The organism is Paenibacillus sp. HGF5, from assembly GCF_000204455.1.
GTDB lineage: Bacteria > Bacillota > Bacilli > Paenibacillales > Paenibacillaceae > Paenibacillus_AQ > Paenibacillus_AQ lautus_A.
This window is the reverse complement of record NZ_AEXS01000042.1, coordinates 19,285-42,922: the sequence shown is the minus strand read 5'-3', so window position 1 is coordinate 42,922 and position 23,638 is coordinate 19,285. Positions and strand designations below refer to the sequence as shown.

Annotated in this window: 17 protein-coding genes; 16 read left to right on the top strand and 1 reads right to left on the bottom strand. The window is 55.3% G+C overall.

Annotation, left to right across the window (positions count from 1 at the left end):
• The first annotated feature begins 45 nt into the window (after window positions 1-45).
• The 12 genes from hrcA to HMPREF9412_RS07410 all read left to right on the top strand — a co-directional run bounded on the left by hrcA (window position 46) and on the right by HMPREF9412_RS07410 (window position 11,885).
• The gene (hrcA, locus tag HMPREF9412_RS07465; protein WP_009590782.1) at window positions 46-1,080 is read left to right on the top strand and encodes a heat-inducible transcriptional repressor HrcA; all 1,035 of its coding nucleotides are present in this window, start codon (window positions 46-48) and stop codon (window positions 1,078-1,080) included.
• Window positions 1,081-1,093: 13 nt separating this feature from the next.
• Window positions 1,094-2,629 carry a TCP-1/cpn60 chaperonin family protein gene (locus HMPREF9412_RS07460; protein ID WP_009590807.1) on the top strand — a complete coding sequence of 512 codons (1,536 nt, stop codon included), beginning with the start codon at window positions 1,094-1,096 and terminating at the stop codon, window positions 2,627-2,629.
• Between the two features lie 59 nt (window positions 2,630-2,688).
• Window positions 2,689-3,303, top strand: a complete 615-nt coding sequence (gene grpE, locus HMPREF9412_RS07455; RefSeq protein ID WP_009590786.1) for a nucleotide exchange factor GrpE — start codon at window positions 2,689-2,691, stop codon at window positions 3,301-3,303.
• 84 nt (window positions 3,304-3,387) lie between these two features.
• A complete protein-coding gene (gene dnaK / locus HMPREF9412_RS07450; RefSeq protein ID WP_009590812.1) occupies window positions 3,388-5,226 on the top strand; it encodes a molecular chaperone DnaK in 1,839 nt (612 codons plus the stop codon).
• Between the two features lie 92 nt (window positions 5,227-5,318).
• The gene (gene dnaJ / locus HMPREF9412_RS07445; protein ID WP_009590783.1) at window positions 5,319-6,437 is read left to right on the top strand and encodes a molecular chaperone DnaJ; all 1,119 of its coding nucleotides are present in this window, start codon (window positions 5,319-5,321) and stop codon (window positions 6,435-6,437) included.
• Window positions 6,438-6,672: 235 nt separating this feature from the next.
• The gene (locus HMPREF9412_RS07440; RefSeq protein ID WP_036666185.1) at window positions 6,673-7,044 is read left to right on the top strand and encodes a hypothetical protein; all 372 of its coding nucleotides are present in this window, start codon (window positions 6,673-6,675) and stop codon (window positions 7,042-7,044) included.
• A 50-nt stretch (window positions 7,045-7,094) separates the two neighbouring features.
• On the top strand, window positions 7,095-7,295 hold the full coding sequence (locus HMPREF9412_RS07435; protein WP_009590798.1) for a YfhD family protein: 201 nt from the start codon (window positions 7,095-7,097) through the stop codon (window positions 7,293-7,295).
• 185 nt (window positions 7,296-7,480) lie between these two features.
• Window positions 7,481-8,458: a 50S ribosomal protein L11 methyltransferase gene (prmA, locus tag HMPREF9412_RS07430; protein ID WP_009590801.1), complete on the top strand. Its 978-nt coding sequence runs from the start codon at window positions 7,481-7,483 to the stop codon at window positions 8,456-8,458.
• Between the two features lie 2 nt (window positions 8,459-8,460).
• Window positions 8,461-9,153, top strand: coding sequence for a site-2 protease family protein (locus HMPREF9412_RS07425; protein WP_009590815.1), 693 nt, complete (start codon window positions 8,461-8,463; stop codon window positions 9,151-9,153).
• 72 nt (window positions 9,154-9,225) lie between these two features.
• The gene (locus HMPREF9412_RS07420; protein ID WP_009590785.1) at window positions 9,226-9,996 is read left to right on the top strand and encodes an RsmE family RNA methyltransferase; all 771 of its coding nucleotides are present in this window, start codon (window positions 9,226-9,228) and stop codon (window positions 9,994-9,996) included.
• Window positions 9,997-9,998: 2 nt separating this feature from the next.
• Window positions 9,999-11,342, top strand: coding sequence for a tRNA (N(6)-L-threonylcarbamoyladenosine(37)-C(2))-methylthiotransferase MtaB (gene mtaB, locus HMPREF9412_RS07415; protein ID WP_009590818.1), 1,344 nt, complete (start codon window positions 9,999-10,001; stop codon window positions 11,340-11,342).
• Window positions 11,343-11,429: 87 nt separating this feature from the next.
• Complete coding sequence (locus tag HMPREF9412_RS07410; RefSeq protein WP_009590811.1) at window positions 11,430-11,885, top strand: NUDIX hydrolase; 456 nt, start codon at window positions 11,430-11,432, stop codon at window positions 11,883-11,885.
• Here HMPREF9412_RS07410 and HMPREF9412_RS07405 read toward each other — a convergent pair.
• Complete coding sequence (locus HMPREF9412_RS07405) at window positions 11,882-12,853, bottom strand: Na/Pi cotransporter family protein (RefSeq protein WP_009590802.1); 972 nt, start codon at window positions 12,851-12,853, stop codon at window positions 11,882-11,884. The genes HMPREF9412_RS07410 and HMPREF9412_RS07405 overlap by 4 nt on opposite strands.
• A gap of 209 nt (window positions 12,854-13,062) precedes the next feature.
• Here HMPREF9412_RS07405 and HMPREF9412_RS07400 point away from each other — a divergent pair, with 209 nt between their 5' ends.
• From HMPREF9412_RS07400 to HMPREF9412_RS07385, 4 genes are all read left to right on the top strand, one after another.
• A complete protein-coding gene (locus tag HMPREF9412_RS07400) occupies window positions 13,063-14,436 on the top strand; it encodes a class I SAM-dependent rRNA methyltransferase (protein WP_009590800.1) in 1,374 nt (457 codons plus the stop codon).
• Between the two features lie 305 nt (window positions 14,437-14,741).
• Window positions 14,742-18,272, top strand: coding sequence for a helicase-exonuclease AddAB subunit AddB (addB, locus tag HMPREF9412_RS07395; protein WP_009590781.1), 3,531 nt, complete (start codon window positions 14,742-14,744; stop codon window positions 18,270-18,272).
• 5 nt (window positions 18,273-18,277) lie between these two features.
• A complete protein-coding gene (gene addA, locus HMPREF9412_RS07390) occupies window positions 18,278-22,399 on the top strand; it encodes a helicase-exonuclease AddAB subunit AddA (RefSeq protein ID WP_036671586.1) in 4,122 nt (1,373 codons plus the stop codon).
• Between the two features lie 54 nt (window positions 22,400-22,453).
• Complete coding sequence (locus HMPREF9412_RS07385) at window positions 22,454-23,638, top strand: exonuclease SbcCD subunit D (RefSeq protein WP_009590799.1); 1,185 nt, start codon at window positions 22,454-22,456, stop codon at window positions 23,636-23,638.

Below are 23,638 nucleotides of genomic sequence, written 5' to 3'. Positions count from 1 at the left end.
TGCTAACGAAAGCGAAAATGAGCAGTCAGCAAGGAGGGAAGCGACATGTTAACAGATCGTCAGCGCATGATTTTGAATGCCATTGTGGATGACTATATCCGTTCTGCCGAGCCGGTAGGTTCAAGAAGCATTTCCAAGCGAGGGGACGTCGGCTACAGCCCGGCAACCATTCGTAACGAGATGGCTGATCTGGAGGAGCTCGGGTTTCTGGAGCAGCCCCATACTTCAGCCGGACGAATACCGTCGCATAAAGGATATCGATATTATGTTGATCATCTCACGTCGTCGTTTTCCTTGAACCCTGCGGAACTGCATATGATGAAATCATTTTTTGCAGAAAAGCTGAACGTGATGGAGCAGATGATACAGCATACAGCCGGCATTCTGTCTCAAATGACTAATTACACTTCCATCCTGCTGGGACCGGAAGTTTTTCATACGTCTTTGCGCCATTTCCAGCTTCTTCCTCTCCATGAGGATCAAGCGGTGGCCATCATCGTTACCAGCACAGGGCAAGTCGAGAACAAGGTTGTTTCGATTCCGCAGGGCGTGTCCGTAACGGAACTGGAGCAAGTGGTAAATCTTCTGAACAAGAAGCTGGTCAACGTGCCTCTATATAAACTCAAGACTCGTTTGTATTCGGAAATTGCCGAGGAAATGCAGCGGCATATTTCACATTATGAGGATCTGATGAGTATGCTGGATATCGCTCTCAACAACGAACCGGATCACCGGGGGGTATATCTGAGCGGCACGACCCACATGCTGAACCAGCCGGAGTTCAAGGATGTTGATAAGGTAAGGGAAATATTCGAGCTTCTGGAGCAGACTCCCGCACTGATGAAGCTCATGGCACCTGCTCCCGGGGAGCACGGTGTCCAAGTGAAGATCGGCACAGAGAATACGCATGAGGCCATTTCGAACTGCAGTTTGATCACTGCGACGTATTCGATCGACGGCAAAGCGCTTGGTTCGATCGGCATTCTCGGTCCTACAAGAATGGAATATGCACGGGTGATCGGCATCTTGAATGTGTTATCCCATGACCTGACGAAGCTGCTGTCACACTGGTACAAATAAAGGAGTGAGACAGATGAGCCAAGGACAACATAGCCAAGTGGACGGAGACGAGCGATATTCCACGCTGCTGAACAACAGCAATGCCGTCCGCGCAGTTACGTCTGCCGTAGAAGGCACGCTTGGCCCCAAGGGGCTCGACGTCATGCTGGTTGGCCCGCGCGGCGAAGTGGTCATCACCAATGACGGAGTGACGATTCTGGATAAAATGGATGTCACCCATCCCGCCGCGCGCCTTCTGATTCAGGTGGCTCGGGCGCAGCAGGAGAAAATCGGCGACGGCACTACAACGGCAACCGTGCTCGCGGGCGCCCTCGTGCAGGAAGGGGTATCCCGCATCACGCGCGGGGTGCCCGCTTCCAAGGTGGTTGAGGGCCTGCGCCAGGGAATCGAGAAGTCGATGCAGCTCTTGTCGAAGCGTGTCCGGCTGATCGGCGGATTGGATGACCCGCTGCTGGAACGGACGGTGCATGTCGCCGGGCGTGAACGGAAGGACATCGTGGAGCTGGTTATGCAAGCCGCGCGAAAAGCCGGAATCGGCCGTCTGCAGGATCCTTCCTACTCGCTCGCAGACAGTATAATTGCCCTGGAGAATGCCGAGAATGAAGTGTTCGAGGGGGTTCTGCTCCGGCAGCGGCCGATCTTCGCCAGGGAGTCCAAGTCCTACGACGATGCCAGAGTGCTGGTGCTGTTTGATTCCCTGGAGCCCGACGACATCGACGAAGAGGCGCTTACAACCGAAGCCGGATTCGCGCAGTATATGGATCTGCGAAAAGTGTTCGCGTCGGATTTGGACAGATTGTCCGAACTATCCGTAAAACTGATCCTGCTCGAAAAGGGCATTCATCCGGATGCGGAGCAGTTTTGCCTGGATCACGGGATGATGGTGGTACCGCGCGTATCGCGTGCGGATCTTCGCAAGGTAAGCGACATGACGGGAGCTACACCGATACGCCGCAAGGCGTTACATAAAGACTCGAAAGAGCTTGCGGCCCTTCTGGGTCATACCCCGCGCGTCGCTTATGATGAAGGCATCGAAAAAATCCGCCTCTCCTGCGGCAGCAAGGACCGCATTGTGACGGTGATCGTCGGGGCAAGCACCTCGGAAGTGGTAGGGGAGGCCGCCAGGATTGCGGGCGATGCCGCTTCGGCACTGCAGGCTGCCGTATCCGGCGGGGTGCTTCCAGGCGGCGGGACAAGCGAACTGGCCGTGTCTTATGAACTGGAACGGATCCGGGAAGCCCAGAAAGGCATGGAAGCCTTCGGCATGGAGGCAGTTTCCGCTGCGCTGCGAAAGCCGATGTCGCAGATTCTTCTGAATGCCGGTTATAATCCGCTTGAGAAGATGGAAGAGGTCCGAGCCGCACAAATCCGAGCCGACTCCGACTGCATGGGCATTGACTGCGACAGCGGGCGGGTTGTCGACTATGAAGAGCTGGGCGTGCTGGATCCGGCCCCGGTCAAACTTCACGGCCTGCGGGCGGCCGGTGAGGTTGCGGCTGCCGTGCTGCGGATTCATCACGTGATCAAGATGAAGGAAATAGGCGAATAACGCTAAGATAGATGAGTTATAGACCGTCTGGTTTAGAATATGAAGGAGGTGAAGGCGTCTTGAATAATGAGCACAAGGATGCTGTTCAAGATACAGTTACAGAAGAAACGATCGAAGAAACTTTGGAAAACACGCCAAACACGGGTGAGAGCGGGTCTTCGGAGGAGGCCGTGAATCCAGAGCAGGAGATTCCCGTAACGGAATCGGCTGATGAAGCCGCAGGTTCGGCCGAGCTTGAGAAGCTTCAGGCCGAGCTGCAGGAGCAGCAGCAGCGTACCCTGCGGGTACAGGCGGATTTCGATAATTTCCGCCGCCGCACGCAGAAGGAGAAAGAGGATCTGGGCAAATATGCTTCCTCCAAACTGATTACGGAGCTTCTGCCCGTCATCGACAACTTTGAGCGTGCCCTCCAGGCATCCGAGGAGAACCCGGAATTTGAATCCTTCTCCAAGGGCGTCAGCATGATTTTCCGTCAATTGGAATCCGTTCTTGCTACCGAAGGCTTGAGCGCAATGAAGAGTGTGGGCGAGCCGTTCAATCCGGAGTACCACCAAGCGATCATGCAGGTGGAGAGCGATGAGTACGAGGAAGGCATCGTGGTTGAGGAAGTGCAGAAAGGGTACATGTTAAAAGATAAAGTGTTGAGACCTGCCATGGTTAAAGTGAGCATGTAAACGACTTTCGATAGTCGTTTATCATATAAAAATGATGAATGTCATGCGGGGATTCGCATGAATGAATAAGGAGGAAAATTTTACATGAGCAAAGTTATTGGTATCGACTTAGGAACAACCAACTCCTGCGTAGCCGTCATGGAGGGTGGGGAAGCGGTAGTTATCCCGAATCCGGAGGGTGCCCGCACAACCCCGTCGGTTGTCGGATTTAAGAAAGACGGCGAGCGCATCGTTGGGGATACAGCTAAACGTCAAGCGATCACCAACCCGGATCGCACGATCATCTCCATTAAACGCCATATGGGTACGAATCACAAAGAATCCATCGACGGCAAAGACTACACGCCGCAAGAAATCTCCGCCATCATTCTGCAGAAGCTGAAATCCGATGCGGAAGCATACCTGGGCCAGCCTGTAACTCAGGCAGTTATCACGGTACCCGCATACTTTAATGACAGCCAGCGTCAGGCAACCAAGGATGCCGGCAAAATCGCGGGCCTTGAAGTTCTGCGTATCGTCAACGAGCCGACGGCTGCGGCATTGGCTTACGGCATGGAGAAATCCGAAGACCAAACCATCCTGGTATATGACCTTGGCGGCGGTACATTCGACGTTTCCATTCTGGAACTGGGCGACGGCTTCTTCGAAGTAAAAGCAACCAGCGGGGACAACCAACTGGGCGGCGACGACTTCGACCAAGTGATCATTGACTACCTGGTAGCCGAATTCAAGAAAGAGCAAGGCATCGATCTGAGCAAAGACAAAGCAGCCGTTCAACGTCTGAAAGACGCAGCGGAAAAAGCGAAAAAGGAATTGTCCGGCGTACTGACAACAACGATCTCGCTGCCGTTCATCACGGTTGCAGACGGCGTTCCTCAGCACCTTGAGATCAACCTGACTCGCGCCAAATTCGAAGAATTGTCCGCTTCCCTTGTAGAGCGTACGCTTGGACCGACTCGTCAAGCGCTCAGCGATGCAGGCTTGACAGCGAACGATATTCATAAAATCGTCCTTGTCGGCGGTTCCACTCGTATTCCTGCCGTGCAGGAAGCGATCAAGAAATTGACGGGCAAAGAGCCTCATAAAGGCGTAAACCCGGATGAAGTGGTTGCGCTTGGAGCAGCGGTTCAAGCCGGCGTATTGACCGGTGACGTTAAAGACGTCGTATTGCTCGACGTGACCCCGCTGTCCCTCGGTATCGAAACCGCAGGCGGCGTATTCACCAAAATGATCGACCGCAACACGACGATTCCTACAAGCAAATCCCAAGTGTTCTCCACTTATGCGGATAACCAGCCGAGCGTGGAAATTCACGTGCTGCAAGGCGAGCGCGAAATGGCAGCCGGCAACAAAACGCTGGGACGCTTCATGCTCGGAGACATTCCTCCTGCACCGCGCGGCGTTCCGCAAATCGAAGTTACCTTCGATATCGATGCCAACGGGATCGTAAACGTGTCCGCAACGGATAAAGGTACCGGCAAGAGCCAGAAGATCACCATCACGTCCTCCAGCGGCCTGAGCGACGCTGAAGTTGAACAAATGATGAAAGACGCTGAGCTTCATGCCGAAGAAGACCGTAAACGCAAAGAGCTGGTGGAGGCTCGCAACAATGCCGACCAACTCGTGTACACGACCGAGAAAACACTCAAGGACCTGGGCGACAAAGTCGATGCTTCCGAAGTGGAAAAAGCAAACGAAGCGAAAGACAAAGTGAAGAAGGCGCTTGAATCCGATAACCTGGAAGAGATTAACGCTTCGGTAGAGGAGCTTACTCAAATCGTACAGCAGCTGTCCGTGAAGCTGTATGAGCAAGCGGCACAAGAACAACAAGGTGCTGAAGGTGCCGAGTCCGGCGCTCCTAAGAAAGACAACGTCGTGGATGCAGATTACGAGGTTGTTGACGAAGATAAAAACAAAGGTTAATCTGAATAGATTGTATGGGAAGGTCAAAGCTGCGCATCTTCGCACTTTGGCTTTCCTTATGTAAAGAGTAATAAAGAGATTGGGGTGAAACCGTGGCTGATAAGCGTGATTATTATGAGGTGCTCGGTGTCGGCAAGGATGCATCGGACGATGAGATCAAGAAGGCGTACCGCAAAATGGCCCGCCAGTATCATCCGGACGTGAACAAAGCGGCGGACGCGGAAGCCAAATTCAAGGAAGTGAAAGAGGCTTACGATGTATTGAGCGATGGTCAGAAGCGTGCGCGTTATGACCAGTACGGTCATATAGATCCGAACCAAGGCATGGGCGGAGGCGGTTTCTCCGGTGATTTCGGCGGTTTTGGAGATATATTCGATATGTTCTTTGGCGGCAATGGACGCCGTGATCCGAACGCGCCTCAGCGGGGAAACGATCTGCAATACACGATGACGGTTGAATTCAAGGAAGCCGTATTCGGCAAGGAAACGGACATTACCATTCCGAGAACGGAGACATGCGATACATGTCACGGCTCAGGAGCGAAGCCGGGCACGCAGCCGCATACCTGCTCGGTGTGTAACGGCAGCGGGCAGCAGGAGGTCGTGCAAAATACGCCGTTTGGACGTATGGTGAACCGCCGCGCCTGCTCGAACTGTAACGGAACCGGGAAGATCATCAAAGACCGCTGCTCGACTTGTAACGGCAACGGTAAGGTGAAGAAACAGCGCAAGATTCATGTTCGTGTACCTGCAGGCGTGGATGACGGAGCTCAGCTGCGCATGACGGGCGAAGGCGAAGGCGGATTCCGCGGCGGTCCGGCCGGCGACCTGTATATCGTAATCCGCGTGAAGCCGCATGACTTCTTTGAACGCGAAGGGGACGACATTTATTGCGAAGTGCCGCTTACCTTTGCCCAAGCCGCGCTTGGCGACGAGATCGAGATTCCGACGCTCACCGAGAAAGTGAAGCTGAAGATACCGGCTGGCACGCAGACGGGGACTTTCTTCCGCTTGAAAGGCAAAGGGGTGCCGCGGCTGCGCGGTATGGGACAGGGTGACCAGCATGTCAAGGTTGTGGTCATTACGCCTAGCAAGCTCAGCGATGAACAGAAAGAGCTGCTTCGTCAATTCGCTTCGCTTGATGGCGAACAGACCCATGAACAGGAACAGTCCTTTTTTGACCGTGTAAAAAAAGCTTTCCGCGGTGATTAATCCACGATAGGGGTAATTCCCTCATAGCATAGCAAAATAGCAAAAAGCAGCAGGCTCTAAAGGTTTCCCTACCTTTGGCCTGCTGTTTTTTGGTTTGTGGCAGAAGAAGCAGAAGGGATATCCCACTGTTTTACAGGTTCGTATCGCTCAAGAATAAAAGGTTTGACAATGAAGCAACCTAGGATAGTTCCATCTCGGAAGATGCAATCTTGAATAGGAAATGCAGGTGAATGAAGTGGCAGAGAAAAACATATTGGCTTATTTCAAAAGTCCGGAAGAAGCCCGGCATGCGGCCCGCAAATTGCAGTCGCTGCGCGTTGCCGATATGTCCATCGACCGGTTTAGCGCCGATCCCGGCGGGGAGCTCAACAATCCGATGAATCCGTTGACAGGCAACATCGCAAGCTTAACAACGATGACCTTAAATGCGGATATTTCGGGGCCGGGGGCCGGAATTCTCGGAGCTGCGGACCCATCGGCCAGCGGGATGAGCACCGGCGGTGAGGATGGAACCGAAGGCCGGGATATTTTGCTGACGGTTGTACTGGACGAAAGCGTCTTCCCGCAAGCCATGCGGTTAATCGAAGAATCCGGCGGCATGATTTAAGGTTCCAGTCGCCGCTCTGAGTGTTTATATCGGAAAGGAGAATAACACCCATGATGAGACGCGTAAAAAAAGGGAAGATCTCGAGCAAAACCGAGAAGATGATTGCGCTGCAGTCTGCCAAGGCGGAGGATGTTGAGTTTTCGGCTATGGAAGCCGATCACGATGATGTGGAAGCGCTTCGCAGAAGCGAGGCAGCGGATGAACGCCAATTGAAGAAAATTTTGGATGAAACCAGCAAAAATGTAGATTAATCGCTACCGATGTGGAATGTGGAAAAGCCCTCTTGCCTTCTTTTAATGGAGGTTATAGCAGGGCTTTTTTGAATTTGATGAATGACTTTGAAAAGTTATCATGGTATTTTAGTGCAAACTTTGTATCCGGGGTCCTCAATATAGTACAATGATACTTACGTATGAAAGAGGAGGAACAATTGCACATGTTATGGCGTGAATTAACGATACATACCACGGAGGAAGCCGTGGAGATGATTACGAATTTCCTGCATGAAGCGGGAGCCGGGGGCGTTTCGATCGAGGAGTCCGGTACTACGAACAAAAAGCGGGACACCTCTCTGGGACAGTGGTTTGACGAGATCGTTCCGTTTAACGATATTCCTGAAGGCCAGGCCGTCATCAAAGGTTACTTCGACGAGACGGTGACCCTGGAAGCGATCCGCGATGAAATAACGCCGCGCGTCAATGAGCTGAAGGAATTCGGTATCGAAACGGGCGAAGTGCGGTATGAGATGAAGACGGTGGACGAGAATGATTGGGCTACGGCCTGGAAGCAGTATTTCAAACCGATCCGCGTCTCCGACAGGCTGACCATCAAACCGACGTGGGAAGAGTACACCCCGGAATCCGAGCACGAGTCCATCATCGAGCTGGACCCGGGCATGGCCTTCGGCACAGGAACGCATCCGACGACTTCGTTATGCTTGCGTACATTGGAGATGGTGATCAAGGGCGGAGAGGAAGTCATCGATGTCGGGACAGGCTCAGGCATACTCTCCATCGGCGCAGCGCATCTGGGCGCTTCACGAATTCTGGCTCTTGACCTCGATCCGGTCGCGGTATCCAGCGCGACGGAGAACACCCGCCTGAACGGCCTGGAAGACCGGATTACGGTGAAGGAAAGCGATCTGCTCTCCGTACTCACGGATTCGTCCGATGACTCGGATCTTGGCGTGACGCTGCCGGTGCAAATCGTGGTGGCAAACATCTTGGCCGAGGTTATTCTGCTGTTCGTGGACGACGTATACCAGGCTCTTCAGCCGGGAGGCGCTTATATCGCTTCGGGCATTTACAAGAACAAGGAAGAGATCGTGGAGAAGGCATTGATTGCTTCCGGTTTCGAAATTGCGGATATTTGCCGCGAGGATGATTGGGTTGCATTCGTGGCGAGGAAGAACTGATTATGGATTTTTTGGACCAACTGCTATTTTACCCGTTGGAGCAGCTTCCTTTTTACCTGATTGCTTTGATCATCGCATTTACCGTGCATGAGTTCTCGCATGCCTATTTTGCCAATAAATTCGGAGACCCGACGGCCAAGCTGCTGGGCAGGGTCACGCTGAATCCGGCGGTGCATTTCGATTTTCTGGGGATTCTTCTCCTGCTGATTGCAGGTTTCGGCTGGGCACGGCCGGTGCCGGTCAATCGGGAGAACTTCAGCAATCCGCGCCGCATGAGCATCATTGTGGCTGCGGTCGGTCCGCTGAGCAACCTTCTGTTGGGAATACTGGGGGCGCTCATTTATGCCATTTTGTATCAAACAGGGATGATTCCTCCTGTCGGATTAACCAAGACGGATCAAGCGGTGCATTTGTTCTTTAATATTTTTATATTGCTCAATTTCTTTCTATGCCTGTTCAATCTGGTTCCACTGCCTCCGCTGGACGGCTACCGGATTCTGGAGAATGCGCTGCCGCCGCGTCTTAGCGCGAGGATTCAGAAGTTTGAGCAATGGTCGATCCTTTTCTTCCTGTTGATCATACTGTTGCCTGTGTTCCAGGATTATACGATCAAACCCCTGTACGATGCGGCACATGCACTGTCTTCCAAATTTTTGGACATGTTCATTATGATGACCGGCGGTTACCGGCTCTGATTTACTCTGGTCAGTTTGCGCGAAAAGTTGTATGATGGGGTTTGGCGATTTTTGAGTTAGGTGAGGATAGAGATGCAGCGATATTTTGTGACTCCCGCACAATTCGAGGGAGACCGTGTTGAGATTACGGGCGACGATGCCCGTCATATTGCCAAGGTCATGCGAGGCAGGCTTGGCGATAAATTGATCGTGAGCGACGGGGTATCCCGCGAGGCCTTGATGGAGATTGAGCGCATCGATGCAGGCAGCGTGTTTGCCGTTGTGATTGAACCCATGGAGATGTCGCAGGAACCGCGTCTGCAAGTGAGCATTGCCCAGAGTTTGCCGAAAGGCGACAAGATGGAGACCGTCATCCAAAAGTGCACCGAGATCGGCGCGGTGTCCTTTGTTCCCTTCCTGTCGGAAAGAACGATCGTTCAGTACGATGCCAAAAAGGAAGGAAAGCGGCTGGAGCGCTGGCGCAAAATCGCGAAGGAGGCGGCTGAACAGGCGCATCGCAACCGGATTCCGTCTGTTGAACAGCCTCTGACGTGGAAAAATCTGCTTGCAGCGTTTTCCGGCTATGATGCCGTATATTTTTGTTATGAAAAAGAGCAGGGCTCCCAGCTGAGGGACGTGCTGAAGCCTTTTGCAGAGCAGGCGCTGCGTGAATCGGCCAAGCCTGCCAGCTTGCTGCTGGTCGTTGGGCCCGAGGGCGGCTTTACGGAAGAGGAATGCCGAGCGGCCGAAGCTGCGGGAGCCGTAGCCGTTGGACTCGGAAGGCGGATCCTTCGCTGCGAGACCGCCGGCATGACGGCGCTGGCCTGCGCACTATACGAATCTGGAGAAATGGGGGGCGTTTGAACATGCCATCCGTAGCGTTTTATACGTTGGGTTGCAAAGTCAATTTTTACGATACCGAGGCCATCTGGCAATACTTCAAGAATGAAGGCTACGACCAGGTGGACTTCGAACAAACCGCTGATGTTTATTTGATTAACACCTGCCACGTTACCAACACAGGGGATAAGAAGAGCCGCCAGATGATCCGGCGCGCGGTTCGCCGAAATCCCGAGGCGATCGTGGCCGTAACGGGCTGTTATGCCCAAACCTCGCCAGCGGAAATTCTGGATATCCCGGGCGTGGATCTTGTCATCGGGAACCAGGATCGCGAGAAAATCATGGATTTCATTCATGACATCGAAAAGACGCGCCAGCCGATTAACGCCGTGCGTAATATCATGAAGACCCGGGTATTCGAGGAAATGGACGTACCGGATTTCGCGGAACGTACTCGTGCATTTCTGAAAATTCAGGACGGATGCAACAACTTCTGCACGTTCTGCATCATCCCTTGGTCCCGCGGTTTGTCGCGAAGCCGTGATCCGAAGAGCATCATCAAGCAGGCGCATCAGCTGGTCGGAGCGGGTTATAAGGAAATCGTGCTGACCGGTATCCACACCGGCGGATATGGGGATGATCTCGAGGATTACAGATTGTCCGATTTGCTGTGGGACCTTGACCGGGTTGACGGTTTGGAACGGATCCGCATCAGCTCCATTGAGGCAAGCCAGATCGATGAGAAGATGCTGGACGTGCTGAACCGCTCCAGTAAAATGTGCCGCCATCTTCACATTCCGCTCCAAGCGGGGGATGATACGGTACTGAAACGGATGCGCCGTAAATATACGACGGAAGAGTTCTATAACAAGATGGGCCTGATTCGTCAAGCGATGCCGGATGTGGGCATTACGACGGACGTCATCGTCGGCTTCCCTGGCGAAACGGAGGAAATGTTCCGGAACGGATATGACCTGATGAAGGCGATTCAGTTCTCGGAAATGCATGTATTCCCGTATTCGAAGCGTACCGGCACGCCGGCGGCACGAATGGAGGATCAGGTGGACGAGGAAGTGAAGAATGCGCGTGTGCACGATCTGATCGACTTGTCGGAGCAGCTCCAGCTTGCTTATGCCGAGCGTTTCGTGGGCCAGATTCTGAACGTGATACCGGAGCGCGAATACAAGGGTGCTCCCAAAGGCGGAAAGATGCAGGGTTACAGCGACAACTACCTGCAGCTTGTATTCAACGGATCGCCTGATCTCGAAGGCAAGCTGTGCCGCGTAAAAGTAACCAAAGCCGGTGTAAATGAATGCGAGGGCGAACTCCTCAGCGTCATGGATCATGGATTAAAGGCAGCTGCCCAGTAATATTCCATAGCGGCCATACCAGACAAGGATTTCATTTCCTGGCTACCGGAAGTGGAGTCCTTGTTGTACATGAAGGAGGAACAGGACATGGCATATACACAAATTTCCGCGGGCGGCGTTGTATACCGTTATCATGAAGGGGCGCTTCAGATCCAGCTCATTTTGGACCGTTATGGAAAAACCTCGCTTCCCAAAGGCAAGATGGAAGCCGGTGAATCCGTCGAGCAGACGGCTCTCCGAGAAATACGCGAGGAGACAGGTATAGTCGGATCCATCACTTCTCCAGTGGACATTATTGCATATAAATACCATCATCCCGAATTCGGCCAGGTCGACAAGGAAGTTCACTACTACCTGGTTAAGGCAGAAGGAGGCATCCTAAAACCCCAAATCGAGGAAATCAACGGGGTGGACTGGTTCGAGCCTCTTGCCGCATGGAGGAAGCAGCGGAGCAACGGGTACAATAACAACGATATCATCCTGCGTAAAGCGCTGATGCTGCTTGAAGTCGCTATTCCGGCGGATGAAGATATGAAATTTTAGGACTGCAACCGCTTATTCCAGAAAGGCAGATAGCATAGAGGTAGCGCGATCAGCGAGCATACGATGTTAAACAGAGTTTGCGCATGGGCGATTTGTCCGGCCGGATCTGCGGCTAACCATCCGGATACGGCGGTTAATCCCGCTGTGAACGGAATAAAGAGCAGGACTCCGCCGATATTAAGCCCCAAATGGGACCAAGCCACGAATCGTCCGGCGCGGCTGCTGCCAATCGCTGCGATGAGCGCCGTCACGCAGGTGCCGACATTGGAGCCCAGCACGATCGCGACGCCGATCTCGGGAGGCAGCGCTCCGCTGGCAGCGAGCCCCATAGCCATGGCGATGACGGCGGCGCTGCTGTGCATCAAAGCCGTCAGGATCGCACCGGCTGCAATGCCCCAGAGGACGCTTTGCGAGGCGTGGTCAAGAAACCATTGGAACAACCCGAGGCTTTGAAGGGTCGGCCCAATGGATTGCATGATTTGTATCGCGAGCAGCACCAGCGAAAATCCGGCGACAGCGAGGCATAAAAATTGGCTGCGGATCAACTGGTTTTTTAACTTGTCGTGACTCGCAGGTACGCGCTCGCTGACAAGAACGGCTCCGACCCACAGCATCAGCGAGAGGACAAGCAGAGGCATGGCGGCTTGTCCGATCTGCAGGCTGATGAGTTCGGTGGTTACCGTCGTGCCGATGTTCGTGCCGAGAATAACGCCCAAGGTACCGGACAGGCTTAACAATCCGGCATTGGCAAAGCCTATCGCCAGCACGGTTACGGCGGTGCTGCTCTGCAGCAGGGCCGTGACCGCCGTGCTGGCAATCATGCCTTTCAGGGGCGTGGATGTCGCTTTATGGAGCCACTTATGCAAGAGCGGTCCGGCCCAGCGTTGGAGGGCGACCTCCATGACCTTCATGCCGAACAGAAACAGGACAAGACCATAACAGACGGGAAACCAGAGCGTGGATAGCATGATGTTCTCCTTTTTGTAAAATAAGGTGGGAGCGGAGTTTCCAGCAAAGCCGAAAGTCATCGATCATCGCAAGAAAACGATCTCTTCACGCGGTCGGGTAACTGTGAAAGCACGTCGGTCGACGTTTTTCTTAATTACGTATATGACCCTTGGCGGACATGCATGCCTATTGCAATAAACCAGGGGATAACTTTAAGGAGTGAAATACAGTGCCATCGGTTATTTTGGAGCGCAGTCGAAAAAAGAGACTGGAGCAGGGGCACCCTTGGGTGTATAAAAGCGAGATTGCTTCTGTCGAGGGCGAGCCCGAGCCGGGCGATATCGTATCGGTGTTCAACCACCAAGGCCGTTTTCTTGCCTCCGGGTATTACAATCCGTTATCACAAATCACCGTGCGCACCGTTTCGTATGAGCCGGTCGAGGCGATGGACAAGGCTTTTTTCGCAGCCAGATTCCAGGAATGCCTGAAACACCGGGAGCGGTTTATCGGAGGAGAGAATGCTTACCGGCTGGTATACGGCGAGGCTGATTTTCTGCCGGGGCTGATCGTGGACCGTTTTGCCGACGTGCTGGTCGTGCAGCTACTGACGCTGGGCATGGATCGATGCCGTGCGGACATCGTGGAGGCGCTTGTCGAAGTGGTACAGCCGAAAGGAATTTACGAGCGCAGCGACGTTTCCATCCGGGAACTGGAAGGGCTGGAACAGCGCAAGGGAACTCTTTACGGGGAGTGTCCCCGCCACGTCATCGTGACGGAGAACGGCTTGAAGATCAAAGTGGATATCGAAGAAGGTCAGAAGACCGGATATTTCTTTGATCAGCGGGAGAACCGGGCATCCATCAAACCGTTAATGACCGGTTGGGGAAGCCGCAGCGGGATTACGCTTCAGCCCGTGGAGCGGGATGGCGAGACGAAGACCCTGCCGGTGAACAAAAGCGGAAAAGAAGTTACGTTCCCGTATTGGGACGGCGCAACGGTGCTGGAATGCTTTTCGCATACGGGCAGCTTCACGCTGCATGCATGCAAATACGGCGCCAAGAAAGTCACCTGTCTCGACATATCGGAGCATGCCATCGAAAGCGCCAAAGAGAACGTGGAATTGAACGGATTCCAGGATCGCGTGGAATTTGTGGTGGATGACGCCTTCCAATATTTGCGCAGCCAGGTAAAGGGTTTGGAAGAGCGCGAGCTGCGTGCACAAGGGGACCAGAAAGTGGATACCTCGAAACCGTTGACCGCGGGCGGGGGGCGATCCTGGGACGTGGTCATTCTGGACCCGCCGGCGTTTGCCAAAACCAGGTCGGCCGTCAAGGGGGCTTGCCGCGGGTACAAGGACATCAACCTCCACGGCATGAAGCTGGTCAACGAGGGTGGATATCTGGTTACGGCAAGCTGCTCGTACCATATGCGGCCGGATTTGTTCCTGGAGACGATCCAGGATGCGGCGAAGGATGCCGGCAAAATTCTGAGATTGGTGGAATGGCGTGCGGCCGGCAAGGACCATCCGCAAATTCTCGGGGTCGACGAGGGACATTATTTGAAATTCGCCGTCTTTGAAGTGCGCAGCAAATCAAAACTGTAGACAACCCCGTTTGGCGGTTCATGTAAAGGATCTTGCAATGGTGGATAACCACGATGGCAGGGTCCTTTTTTATATGTCCGAAATCGTTGGGAATGGGAATGAAATCCAAACGTATGTTCCACCAATCAGGACTTATGTTATACTAGTAATCAGCATCTTTTTTGATAGGGTCGAACCATCACGCAAGATTTGACATACATTTTTGATCTTGAACTACTAGATTCAAAGGGCATGATTTCACCTGATAAGCAGCTGGTTTTGAAGGTGAATGAGTCTCTTTCGGCAAGATGTAAAGGAGGCATAGCATGAGCGTTCAATTTGTTATCGGCAGGTCGGGCAGCGGCAAGAGCACGTCGATCCGCCAAGAGATGATCGAACGGTTGGAGCATAATCCCAAGGGGGATCCGATGATCCTGATCGTTCCGGAGCAAGGGTCCTATGAAGCAGAGCACGCGCTCGTCAATGCGGGAGGCATTCGCGGAATGATGCGCGCGCAGGTGCTTAGCTTCCGCCGTCTGGCTTACCGGGTCATGCAGGAAACCGGCGGAGCCGCGAAAGTGGCGATCAGCGAGGAAGGAAAGCGTATGCTCCTGTATAAAATTCTGCGGAGGCGCAAGGAAGAGCTCCACATGTTCGGTGCCTCGGGAGAGCAGCATGGCTTTGTCGGCAAGCTGAGCGAGCTGTACACGGAAATGAAGCGCTATTGCATTGACGCCTCATGCGTGGAGGAGCAGCTGGGACAGATGGTATCCGGCTCCGGGAATTCACCGATGCTGCGGCGGAAGCTGGAGGACATCGTGACGGTCTTTCGCGATTTCGAGCTTGAAATTTCACGCTTTTACATGGATGAGGAAGACACGCTGGTCTCATTGGCTGAGGGTGTGACCGAATCGGAATATATCAAGCGTGCCGACATCTGGATCGACGGCTTCCACGGCTTTACGCCGCAGGAGTACCGGGTGCTGCGGGAGATCATCGCACACGCCAAGCGGGTGACGATCGCGCTGACGCTGGATAAGCCTTACAAGAACGGGACGGTTCCGCATGAGCTGGATCTCTTTCATCCTACTGCGGTGACGTACATAAAGCTCAAAGGGATTATCGATGAGATCGGGCTGGAGGCGGAGCACCGCATTCTTCATCCCGATGTTCTGCCGCGGTTTCAGGAATCTTCCATGCTTGCCCATCTCGAGCGCGGTTATGATCGGAAGAGACGCTGGGCGGAACCGGATGAAGGCCCAGACACAGCGAGCAGTCCAAACCGCGGGAGGAAAGGTCTGCTTTTACACGCTGCCAGCCATCGCCGGGCCGAAATCGAAGGAGCTCTGCGCGAAATGCTGCGGCTGGCACAGGAGGAAGGGGCAAGATACCGCGAAATGGCTGTTTTCGTCCGGAATATGGGGGACTATGAGCATCTGATGGGTCCTTTGTTCAGGGAATACGGCGTTCCTTATTTTCTCGATCAGAAGCGGAGCGAGCTTCACCATCCGCTGGTCGAGTTCATTCGCTCTGCGCTTGATGTCATCGGTCGCCGGTGGCGTTATGAGGACGTATTCCGCTGCGTGAAGACGGATCTGCTGCTGCCGCTGGACGGTTCGCTTACCCGTGAGGACATGGATCGTCTGGAAAACCATGTGCTGGCCTCCGGGATCCAGGGCACGCGCTGGACGGATGGCCGTCCCTGGAAGGGAATTCCGAGCCTCTCTTTAGAAGAGGGGGAAAGCGAGATCCGCAATCAGGACGGCATGGCCGCGATCGAGTACGCCAGGAAGGTGATAACGGAACCGCTGCATGCGTTCGAGAAGCGGATGAAAAAGGCTGCGAGCGCGATGGATCAGAGCACCGCGGTCTATCGGCTGCTGGAGGAGTGCGCTGTGCCCGAGAAGCTGGAGCTGTTAAGCCGGGCTGCACTGGATGCCGGGCGCCCTGAGGAAGCCCGGGAACATCGCCAGGTATGGGGAGCCGTGCTCGGCCTGCTCGACCAAATCGTCGAGATGATGGGCGCGGAGAAGCTAAGCACCGAATTGTTTACCGGCGTGCTGGGTACGGGACTTACGGAAATGAAAATGGCTCTTGTGCCTCCGTCTCTGGACCAGGTGCTCATCGGCAGCATGGACCGGACGCGGACGGGCGGGGTGAAATATGCTTTTCTCCTCGGCATTAACGACGGCGTGCTCCCTGCCCAGTTCCAGGATGACGGCATCCTGACCGAGCCGGAACGAGTTCGTCTTGAAGACCGCGGGCTGGAGCTTGCCCCGAGCATATCCCGAAGACTGCTGGATGAACGGTTTCTGATCTACAATGCGCTGACTTCGGCCAGCAAACAGCTGTGGGTCAGCTACCCTGCAGCGGATGATGAAGGCAAGCCGTTACTGCCATCCGAGGTGGTGCGGCATCTGAAGATGATGTTCCAGCTGGAAGAGGAGCTTTTGTTTCCAAGACCGCATGCCGGGCAATCGGCCCTTGAGCAGGGGGGTTATGCGGTCCGTCCGGACAAGACGCTTGCTTATTTAGCCGGCCGGCTTCGCGACTGGAGGAATGGGGAGGAGATCCCGGATTTGTGGTGGCATGTTTACAACTGGTATGCGGAGCAGCCGGGTTTGCGGCCCCGCCTTACGACCATGCTCTCCTCCTTGTCTTACCGGAATGAAGCCCGGCCTCTCAAGCTGGAAACCAGCAGACAGTTGTACGGAACGAAGCTGCGGACAAGCGTATCCCGGATGGAGCGCTTTGTTGCCTGCCCGTTCTCCCATTTTGCCTCCCATGGCTTGAAGCTGAAAGATCGGCAGCTGTACAGGCTTCAGGCTCCCGACATCGGACAGCTGTTCCATGCTGCCTTGAGCAGCATGGCCGTCAAGTTCCAATCGCAGCATCGAAGCTGGGGAGACCTGACCGCCGAGGAATGCCTGCGCGAAGCGGAAGCGACCGTGGATCGGCTCGCACCCATGCTGCAGGGTGAAATCCTGCTCAGCTCCAAGCGGTACGGCTATATTTCGCGCAAGCTTAAAAACATCGTGGGCAGAGCGTCGGTCATATTGGGAGAGCAGGCGAGGCGCGGCAAATTCGAGCCGATCGGCCTTGAGCTTGATTTCGGTCCCGGAAAGCCGCTGCCACCCCTGGCGTTTGAATTGCCGAACGGGACCAAGATGGAGATTGTCGGGCGCATAGACCGGGTCGACATGGCCCGAGGCGAGCATGGCATCATGCTTCGGGTCATCGATTATAAATCGAGCCAGAAGGATCTGCGGCTGCATGAGGTCTATTACGGCCTATCCCTGCAGATGCTGACCTATCTGGACGTGCTGCTGACGTTTGCGGAGGAATGGCTGGGCGAGCAGGCCCTGCCTGCGGGAACCTTGTACTTCCACGTGCATGATCCGGTATTGCAGTCCGCCAACGGCATGACGCCGGAGCAGGCGGCGGAGGAGCTGCTCAAGCGCTACAAAATGAAAGGCCTGCTCCTGGCAGACCGCGAAGCGGTGTCCCTCATGGATTCGTTCCTTGAAAAAGGGCACTCTGCCATCCTGCCCGTCGCCGTCAAAACGGACGGCAGCTTCTACAGCAGCGCGGCCGTGGCAACGCCTGACCAGTGGGAGACCCTGTTGTCCGCCGTGCGGGAGAACATGCTGAACATCGGCTCCCGCATCACAGGCGGCGATGTCGCGATTAAACCGTACCGGATACAGCAGGAGACCGCCTGCACGTTCTGTTCTTTCCGGCCCGTATGTCAGTTCGACGACGCGATTGAGGGCAGCGAATACCAGCTGCTGGGCAAACCGGGCAAAGATCAGGTGTGGGATATGCTTGGACATCCGAAGGGAGGAGAGAGCCGGTGAGAGAGATGATAGCAAAACCCGAGGGAAGCATGTGGAGCGACGACCAGTGGAAAGCCATTGCGTTGTCGGGCGACGATATGCTGGTTGCAGCTGCGGCAGGTTCAGGGAAAACCGCCGTGCTGGTTGAACGGATCATTCGCAAAATCCTGGACGATGCCGCCGGGTTCAGCGTAGATCGGCTGCTTGTGGCTACCTTCACGAAAGCCGCCGCTGCCGAAATGCGGGGACGGATCCGGGAAGCGCTGGACCGTGAGCTGGACCGGGATCCGGACAATGAGCATATCCGGCGTCAGCTCGCTTTGCTTGGAAGAGCGTCGATTACAACGCTGCACTCCTTCTGCATGGAAGTCATTCGGCGATATTATCAGTTGATACCGCTGGATCCGGGATTCCGCATCCTGAACGAACATGAGGCGGATTTAATGCGGCAGGATATGCTGGAGGAGCTGTTCGAAGAGAAATACGGAGAGGCGGAGGGGGACCCGGAAAGTCGGTTTCTGCGCTTGGCGGACTGGTTCAGCGGCGAGCGAACGGACGATGCGCTGTACCGTCTCGTGCAGCGTCTATACGATTTCTCCCGCAGCCATTCATGGCCGTCACACTGGCTTAGGGAGACAGCCGCCGGCTTTCAGGTGGCCGATACGGAAGCCCTTGGTAACACGCCATGGGTCCAGAGCATCTTGGCTGATGCACGCCTGGCTTTGAACGGAGCGGCAGGGCTGCTGCAGCAAGCCAAGGCAATTGCCATGCAGCCGGGAGGGCCAACACCGTATGCGGACAATCTCGATGAGGACTTGCGAATGGTGGCTTCCCTGCTGGAGGCCATCGATACTTCGCCGTGGGAATCATTGTACGGCATTTTCCGCGAGGCGTCTTTTGGCAAGCTTAAATCCGTTCGGAAGGATGAGGTGCTGCCGGAGCTGCAGGAGCAGGTCAAGGAACTGCGCGACAACGTGAAGAAAATCGTGAATGAGCTGAAAAATGCATTGTTCGGCCGTCCGGCATCGGAGTTTTTGCGGGAGCTTCACACGGCAGCGCCGCTGATGATGGAGCTGTCCGAGACGGTTATCGCCTTTGGCGAGCGATACCGGGAGGCCAAGGCGGCCAAAGGCATGGTCGACTTTAACGACCTTGAGCATTACTGCCTCCATATACTTCGCCATCCCGATTCCGTGCCGGGACATATGATGCCTTCCGATGCGGCGATGGAATACCGCGAGCAGTTTGATGAAGTGCTGCTGGACGAATATCAAGATACGAACAGCGTGCAGGAAGACATCGTACGATTGATCTCCCGGGAAATGCCGGGCAACCGGTTTATGGTCGGCGACGTGAAGCAGAGTATTTATCGGTTCCGTCTGGCGGAACCGGGACTGTTTCTCGATAAGTACAAGACGTTTTCTTCCGGGACAGGCACGTCCCAAACGGGCATCCGAATTGATCTGGCCCGTAATTTCCGCAGTCGGATGGAAGTGGTGGACGCCGTCAATTTGCTGTTCCGGCAGATCATGAACGAATCGGTAGCCGAGATTGCCTATGATGAACGGGCCGAGCTTGTATGCGGAGCTTCTTTTCCGGAACGGGAAACGAACGGAGGCGCGAATCCCTACATGCCCGAAATGCTGCTGATCGACCGTGCCGGAAAAGGTCCGGAGGAGCAGTCCGATGAATCGGCTTCCGAAGAGGACGGGGTTCAGCTTGAGGCCGAGGCGCTCGAAATGGAAACCGCCCAGCTGGAGGCCCGTGCCATCGCCCGCAAAATCCGCGAAATGACAGGCGAAAGCGGAAAGCCGCTCATGGTTTACGATAAAGGGTTGAAAACGATGCGGCCCGCCGGGTATGGAGACATGGTCATTTTGCTGCGATCCGCCATGGTTTGGGCAACGTTAATTATTGAGGAATTAAGGCAGGAGGGAATACCGGCATTCGGCGAGCAGAACAAGGGATACTTTCAGGCTACGGAAGTGGAGATCATCTTATCGCTGCTGCAGGTGATCGATAATCCGCGGCAGGACATTCCTTTGGCTTCGGTATTGCGCTCGCCCATTCTCGGATTATCCGAGGAAGAGATGGCACAGGTGCGCCTGTGCGCGAAAGGGACTTATTACGATGCGCTGAAGGCGGCGGTCTCGTTAAGCGTCGCGCCGCCGGTCATGGATTCGGCACGCCCTAGGGACTTCGTCGACGGAAAATGGACGCCGGGCGCAGGACTGGAAGGCCTGGCCGAAGCCGCCGCCGGTCATGAACTCGTAGCAGGCAGCCATCTTTCGGATGCCCCGCTAACGGCGGAAGGCCATGCTATCGAAATATCGGCGGAGCTTGGCGCCAAACTTGGATTGTTTATGGATCGGCTGCAGCGCTGGCGGCAGGAAGCGCGTCAGGGAAGCCTGAGCGATCTGATCTGGGGGATCTACAGCGAAACCGGATATTTGGATTGGGTTGGCGGCTTGCCCGGCGGCAAGCAGCGTCAGGGCAATCTGACCGCCCTATATGACCGGGCCGTGCAGTATGAACAGGACACGGCCTCCAGAGGGCTCTTCCGTTTTCTGACCTTTATCTCGCGTCTCCGCGAGCGCGGCGGGGATCTTGGCACGGCCGGAGGCACGGAAAGCCAGGGCAACGCGGTGCGCCTGATGACCATTCACAAGAGCAAGGGCCTGGAGTTTCCGGTCGTGTTCGTGGCGGGATTGTCCAAAAATTTCAATCAACAGGATTTGAACGCCCCCTTCCTGATGCATAAGGAGCTTGGCTTCGGACCGAAGTTCGTGGATGAAGGCATGCGCGTAAGCTACCCGACGCTGCCAAACCTGGCGATTCGGCGCAGATCGCAGCTGGAGCTGCTGGCCGAGGAGATGCGGGTGCTCTACGTTGCGCTTACACGGCCGAAAGAGAAGATGATCCTGGTCGGCACGGTGAAGGATTTGCCGAAAAAGGTGTCCGCTTGGGCACAGGCCGATTTTAACCCGGAGCTGCTTCTGCCGGATTACGTCCTTGCCCGGGGACGGAGCTACCTCGATTGGATCGGTCCGGCCGTGATACGGCATCCGTCTGCGGGCCCGCTCCGCGGACAGGCGGGATTGCCGGAGGAGACGAGCTCGCGCGCGTTAGCGGCAGACCGATCGCAATGGATATTCTCGATTGAAACGCCGGAATCCCTGGCGCAGGGCATGACCGGCATGAGCGATGACGTTCAGGCGGACAGCGAAAATCGGATGATGAAGCTGAATGCCCTGCGCAGGCTCGAGCCTGTTCCGGAATCTGCGATTGCCGAAGCGGAAGAGGAGGGGACAGATGTTCAGCGGGTTCAGCGGGCTTCCATCGATCAGCGGTTGTCGTGGAATTATCGTTATGAAGCGGTCAGTCAAATATCGGCCAAAACGTCCGTAACGGAGATGAAAAAGCTGCTTGCCCTGCAGGACAGCCCCTCCTTGGATTTGTTGGAGGAACGGGCCGTGAAACGCCAGAGCAGGGAAAGTATCGACGCAAGCACTTCCTTCACGCTGAGCCTGCGGCGGCCGAAATTTATGGAGTCCACGAAGCTGACGCCCGCCGAGCGGGGAACCGTCTATCATACCATCATGCAGCATCTGCCGCTTCAACGGCTGGAAGACGCTGCAGAACCGACAGCGGAGATCGAAGAGACCATCCGTTACCTGGTGGAAAAGGAGATCATCACCGGTGAGCAGGCTTCCGCGGTGGAAGCAGCCGAGATTAGCAGCCTTTTTGATTGCGACCTTGGAAAACGGGTGCTGTCAGCAGAAGATGTCTGGCGCGAGATGCCGTTTTCCTATGCACTCCCAGCGGCAGAAGCTTATCAGGGGCTGGCTTTTCTGGACCCGATATCGGAACACTCGGCCCAAGGATTGCCCGAGATGGAGCTGCTGCGGGACGAAACGGTGCTGATCCAAGGGGTTGTGGACTGCATGTTCAGGCATAACGGCCGCCTTGTGCTGCTTGATTATAAGACCGACCGGGTGCTGGAGCATCGCGGCGGCCTGACGGCCTTGGCTGACCAGTATCGTTTTCAGCTGGACCTGTATGCAAAGGCTTTGGAGGATATTTTAGGCGAACCTGTGCATGAGAAATGGCTGTACTTTTTTGATGGGGGACATGCCGTACAGGTATAACCCTTCGGTAAGTTATGTTTTGTTAGACGTTTGAAGCGGGAGAGGAGATTATCGATGCGTATTTTGCATACCGGGGACTGGCATCTGGGGCGCACGCTCGAAGGCCGAAGCCGGCTTGCCGAGCAGGAGCGCTTTCTGGATGAACTGGTTAAGCTGGCGGACGATCAGCAGGCGGACCTGATCCTCATGGCGGGGGATGTTTATGATTCCGTGAATCCGCCTGCGTCAGCCGAGCAGCTGTTTTACGAAGCGGCCGCCAGACTTACGGAGGGAGGCCGCCCCATGGTGGTCATTGCAGGCAACCATGATCAGCCGGAGCGGGTTGCATCCGTTACGCCGCTTGTTGCAGCCAGAGGCATCACGCTGATAGGGACACCTATCGCCGATGCGGTAACGGTTGCCACAGCCCGTACCGGAGAAACGGCCAAGATCGCAGCTCTGCCCTACCCGTCAGAGGCCAGGCTCAACGAGCTGTTATCGGTCGACGGGGATGAGGATCAGCTTCGCCGCGCCTACAGCGACAGAGTCGGAAAACTGATGAGGATGATGGCAAGGGAATTTTCTCCGCAGACGGTCAATCTGGCGATGAGCCATATCTATGTCCTTGGCGGCGTCGAGAGCGATTCCGAGCGTCCGATTCAAGTCGGGGGAGCGTACACGGTCGATCCGTCGGCGCTCGCTGTCGGCGCTGCCTATACGGCGCTGGGTCACCTGCATCGTTCCCAGGCTGTGAAAGGGGAGGGGATGATCCGCTACAGCGGATCTCCGCTGGCCTACAGCTTCTCGGAAGCGGGACAGGCGAAATCGGTGACCATGGTTGACGTATCGCCGGGAGGAGCTCCCGTGATTGAGGAGCTGTTTCTCAGCAGCGGCCGCCCGCTTGTCCGATGGAAAGCCAAAGGCGGCTTGGATGAAGTCTACCGCTGGCTGGATGAGGGGCGCGATCCCGAGGCCTTCATTGATCTGGAGGTATCCTTAACGGAGGCCATGGGGCTTGCGGATATTCAGCGGCTGCGCAAGAGCCGGGACGGCATCGTCCACATTCGTCCGGTATACCCGGAGATGGAAGCGTTGGAGCTGGAGAGCGAGCGCTCAAGGCTGCCGCTGCCGGAACTGTTCCGAAAGTTCTACCAACGGCAAACCGGGGGGGCTGAGCCTGAGGATCACCTGGTCGATTTGTTTCTGGAGCTGGTTGAGGAAGAGGAGTCTGAGTCTGACGGAACGGAGGTGAAGTCTTAG

Excerpts from the sequence above, each read along its gene's own strand:
- hrcA (WP_009590782.1), top strand. The coding sequence starts at position 46 with ATGTTAACAGATCGTCAGCGCATGATTTTGAATGCCATTGTGGATGAC.
- HMPREF9412_RS07460 (WP_009590807.1), top strand. The coding sequence starts at position 1,094 with ATGAGCCAAGGACAACATAGCCAAGTGGACGGAGACGAGCGATATTCC.
- dnaK (WP_009590812.1), top strand. The coding sequence starts at position 3,388 with ATGAGCAAAGTTATTGGTATCGACTTAGGAACAACCAACTCCTGCGTA.
- HMPREF9412_RS07435 (WP_009590798.1), top strand. The coding sequence starts at position 7,095 with ATGATGAGACGCGTAAAAAAAGGGAAGATCTCGAGCAAAACCGAGAAG.
- prmA (WP_009590801.1), top strand. The coding sequence starts at position 7,481 with ATGTTATGGCGTGAATTAACGATACATACCACGGAGGAAGCCGTGGAG.
- HMPREF9412_RS07425 (WP_009590815.1), top strand. The coding sequence starts at position 8,461 with ATGGATTTTTTGGACCAACTGCTATTTTACCCGTTGGAGCAGCTTCCT.
- HMPREF9412_RS07420 (WP_009590785.1), top strand. The coding sequence starts at position 9,226 with ATGCAGCGATATTTTGTGACTCCCGCACAATTCGAGGGAGACCGTGTT.
- mtaB (WP_009590818.1), top strand. The coding sequence starts at position 9,999 with ATGCCATCCGTAGCGTTTTATACGTTGGGTTGCAAAGTCAATTTTTAC.
- HMPREF9412_RS07410 (WP_009590811.1), top strand. The coding sequence starts at position 11,430 with ATGGCATATACACAAATTTCCGCGGGCGGCGTTGTATACCGTTATCAT.
- HMPREF9412_RS07405 (WP_009590802.1), bottom strand. The coding sequence starts at position 12,853 with ATGCTATCCACGCTCTGGTTTCCCGTCTGTTATGGTCTTGTCCTGTTT.
- addB (WP_009590781.1), top strand. The coding sequence starts at position 14,742 with ATGAGCGTTCAATTTGTTATCGGCAGGTCGGGCAGCGGCAAGAGCACG.
- addA (WP_036671586.1), top strand. The coding sequence starts at position 18,278 with ATGATAGCAAAACCCGAGGGAAGCATGTGGAGCGACGACCAGTGGAAA.
- HMPREF9412_RS07385 (WP_009590799.1), top strand. The coding sequence starts at position 22,454 with ATGCGTATTTTGCATACCGGGGACTGGCATCTGGGGCGCACGCTCGAA.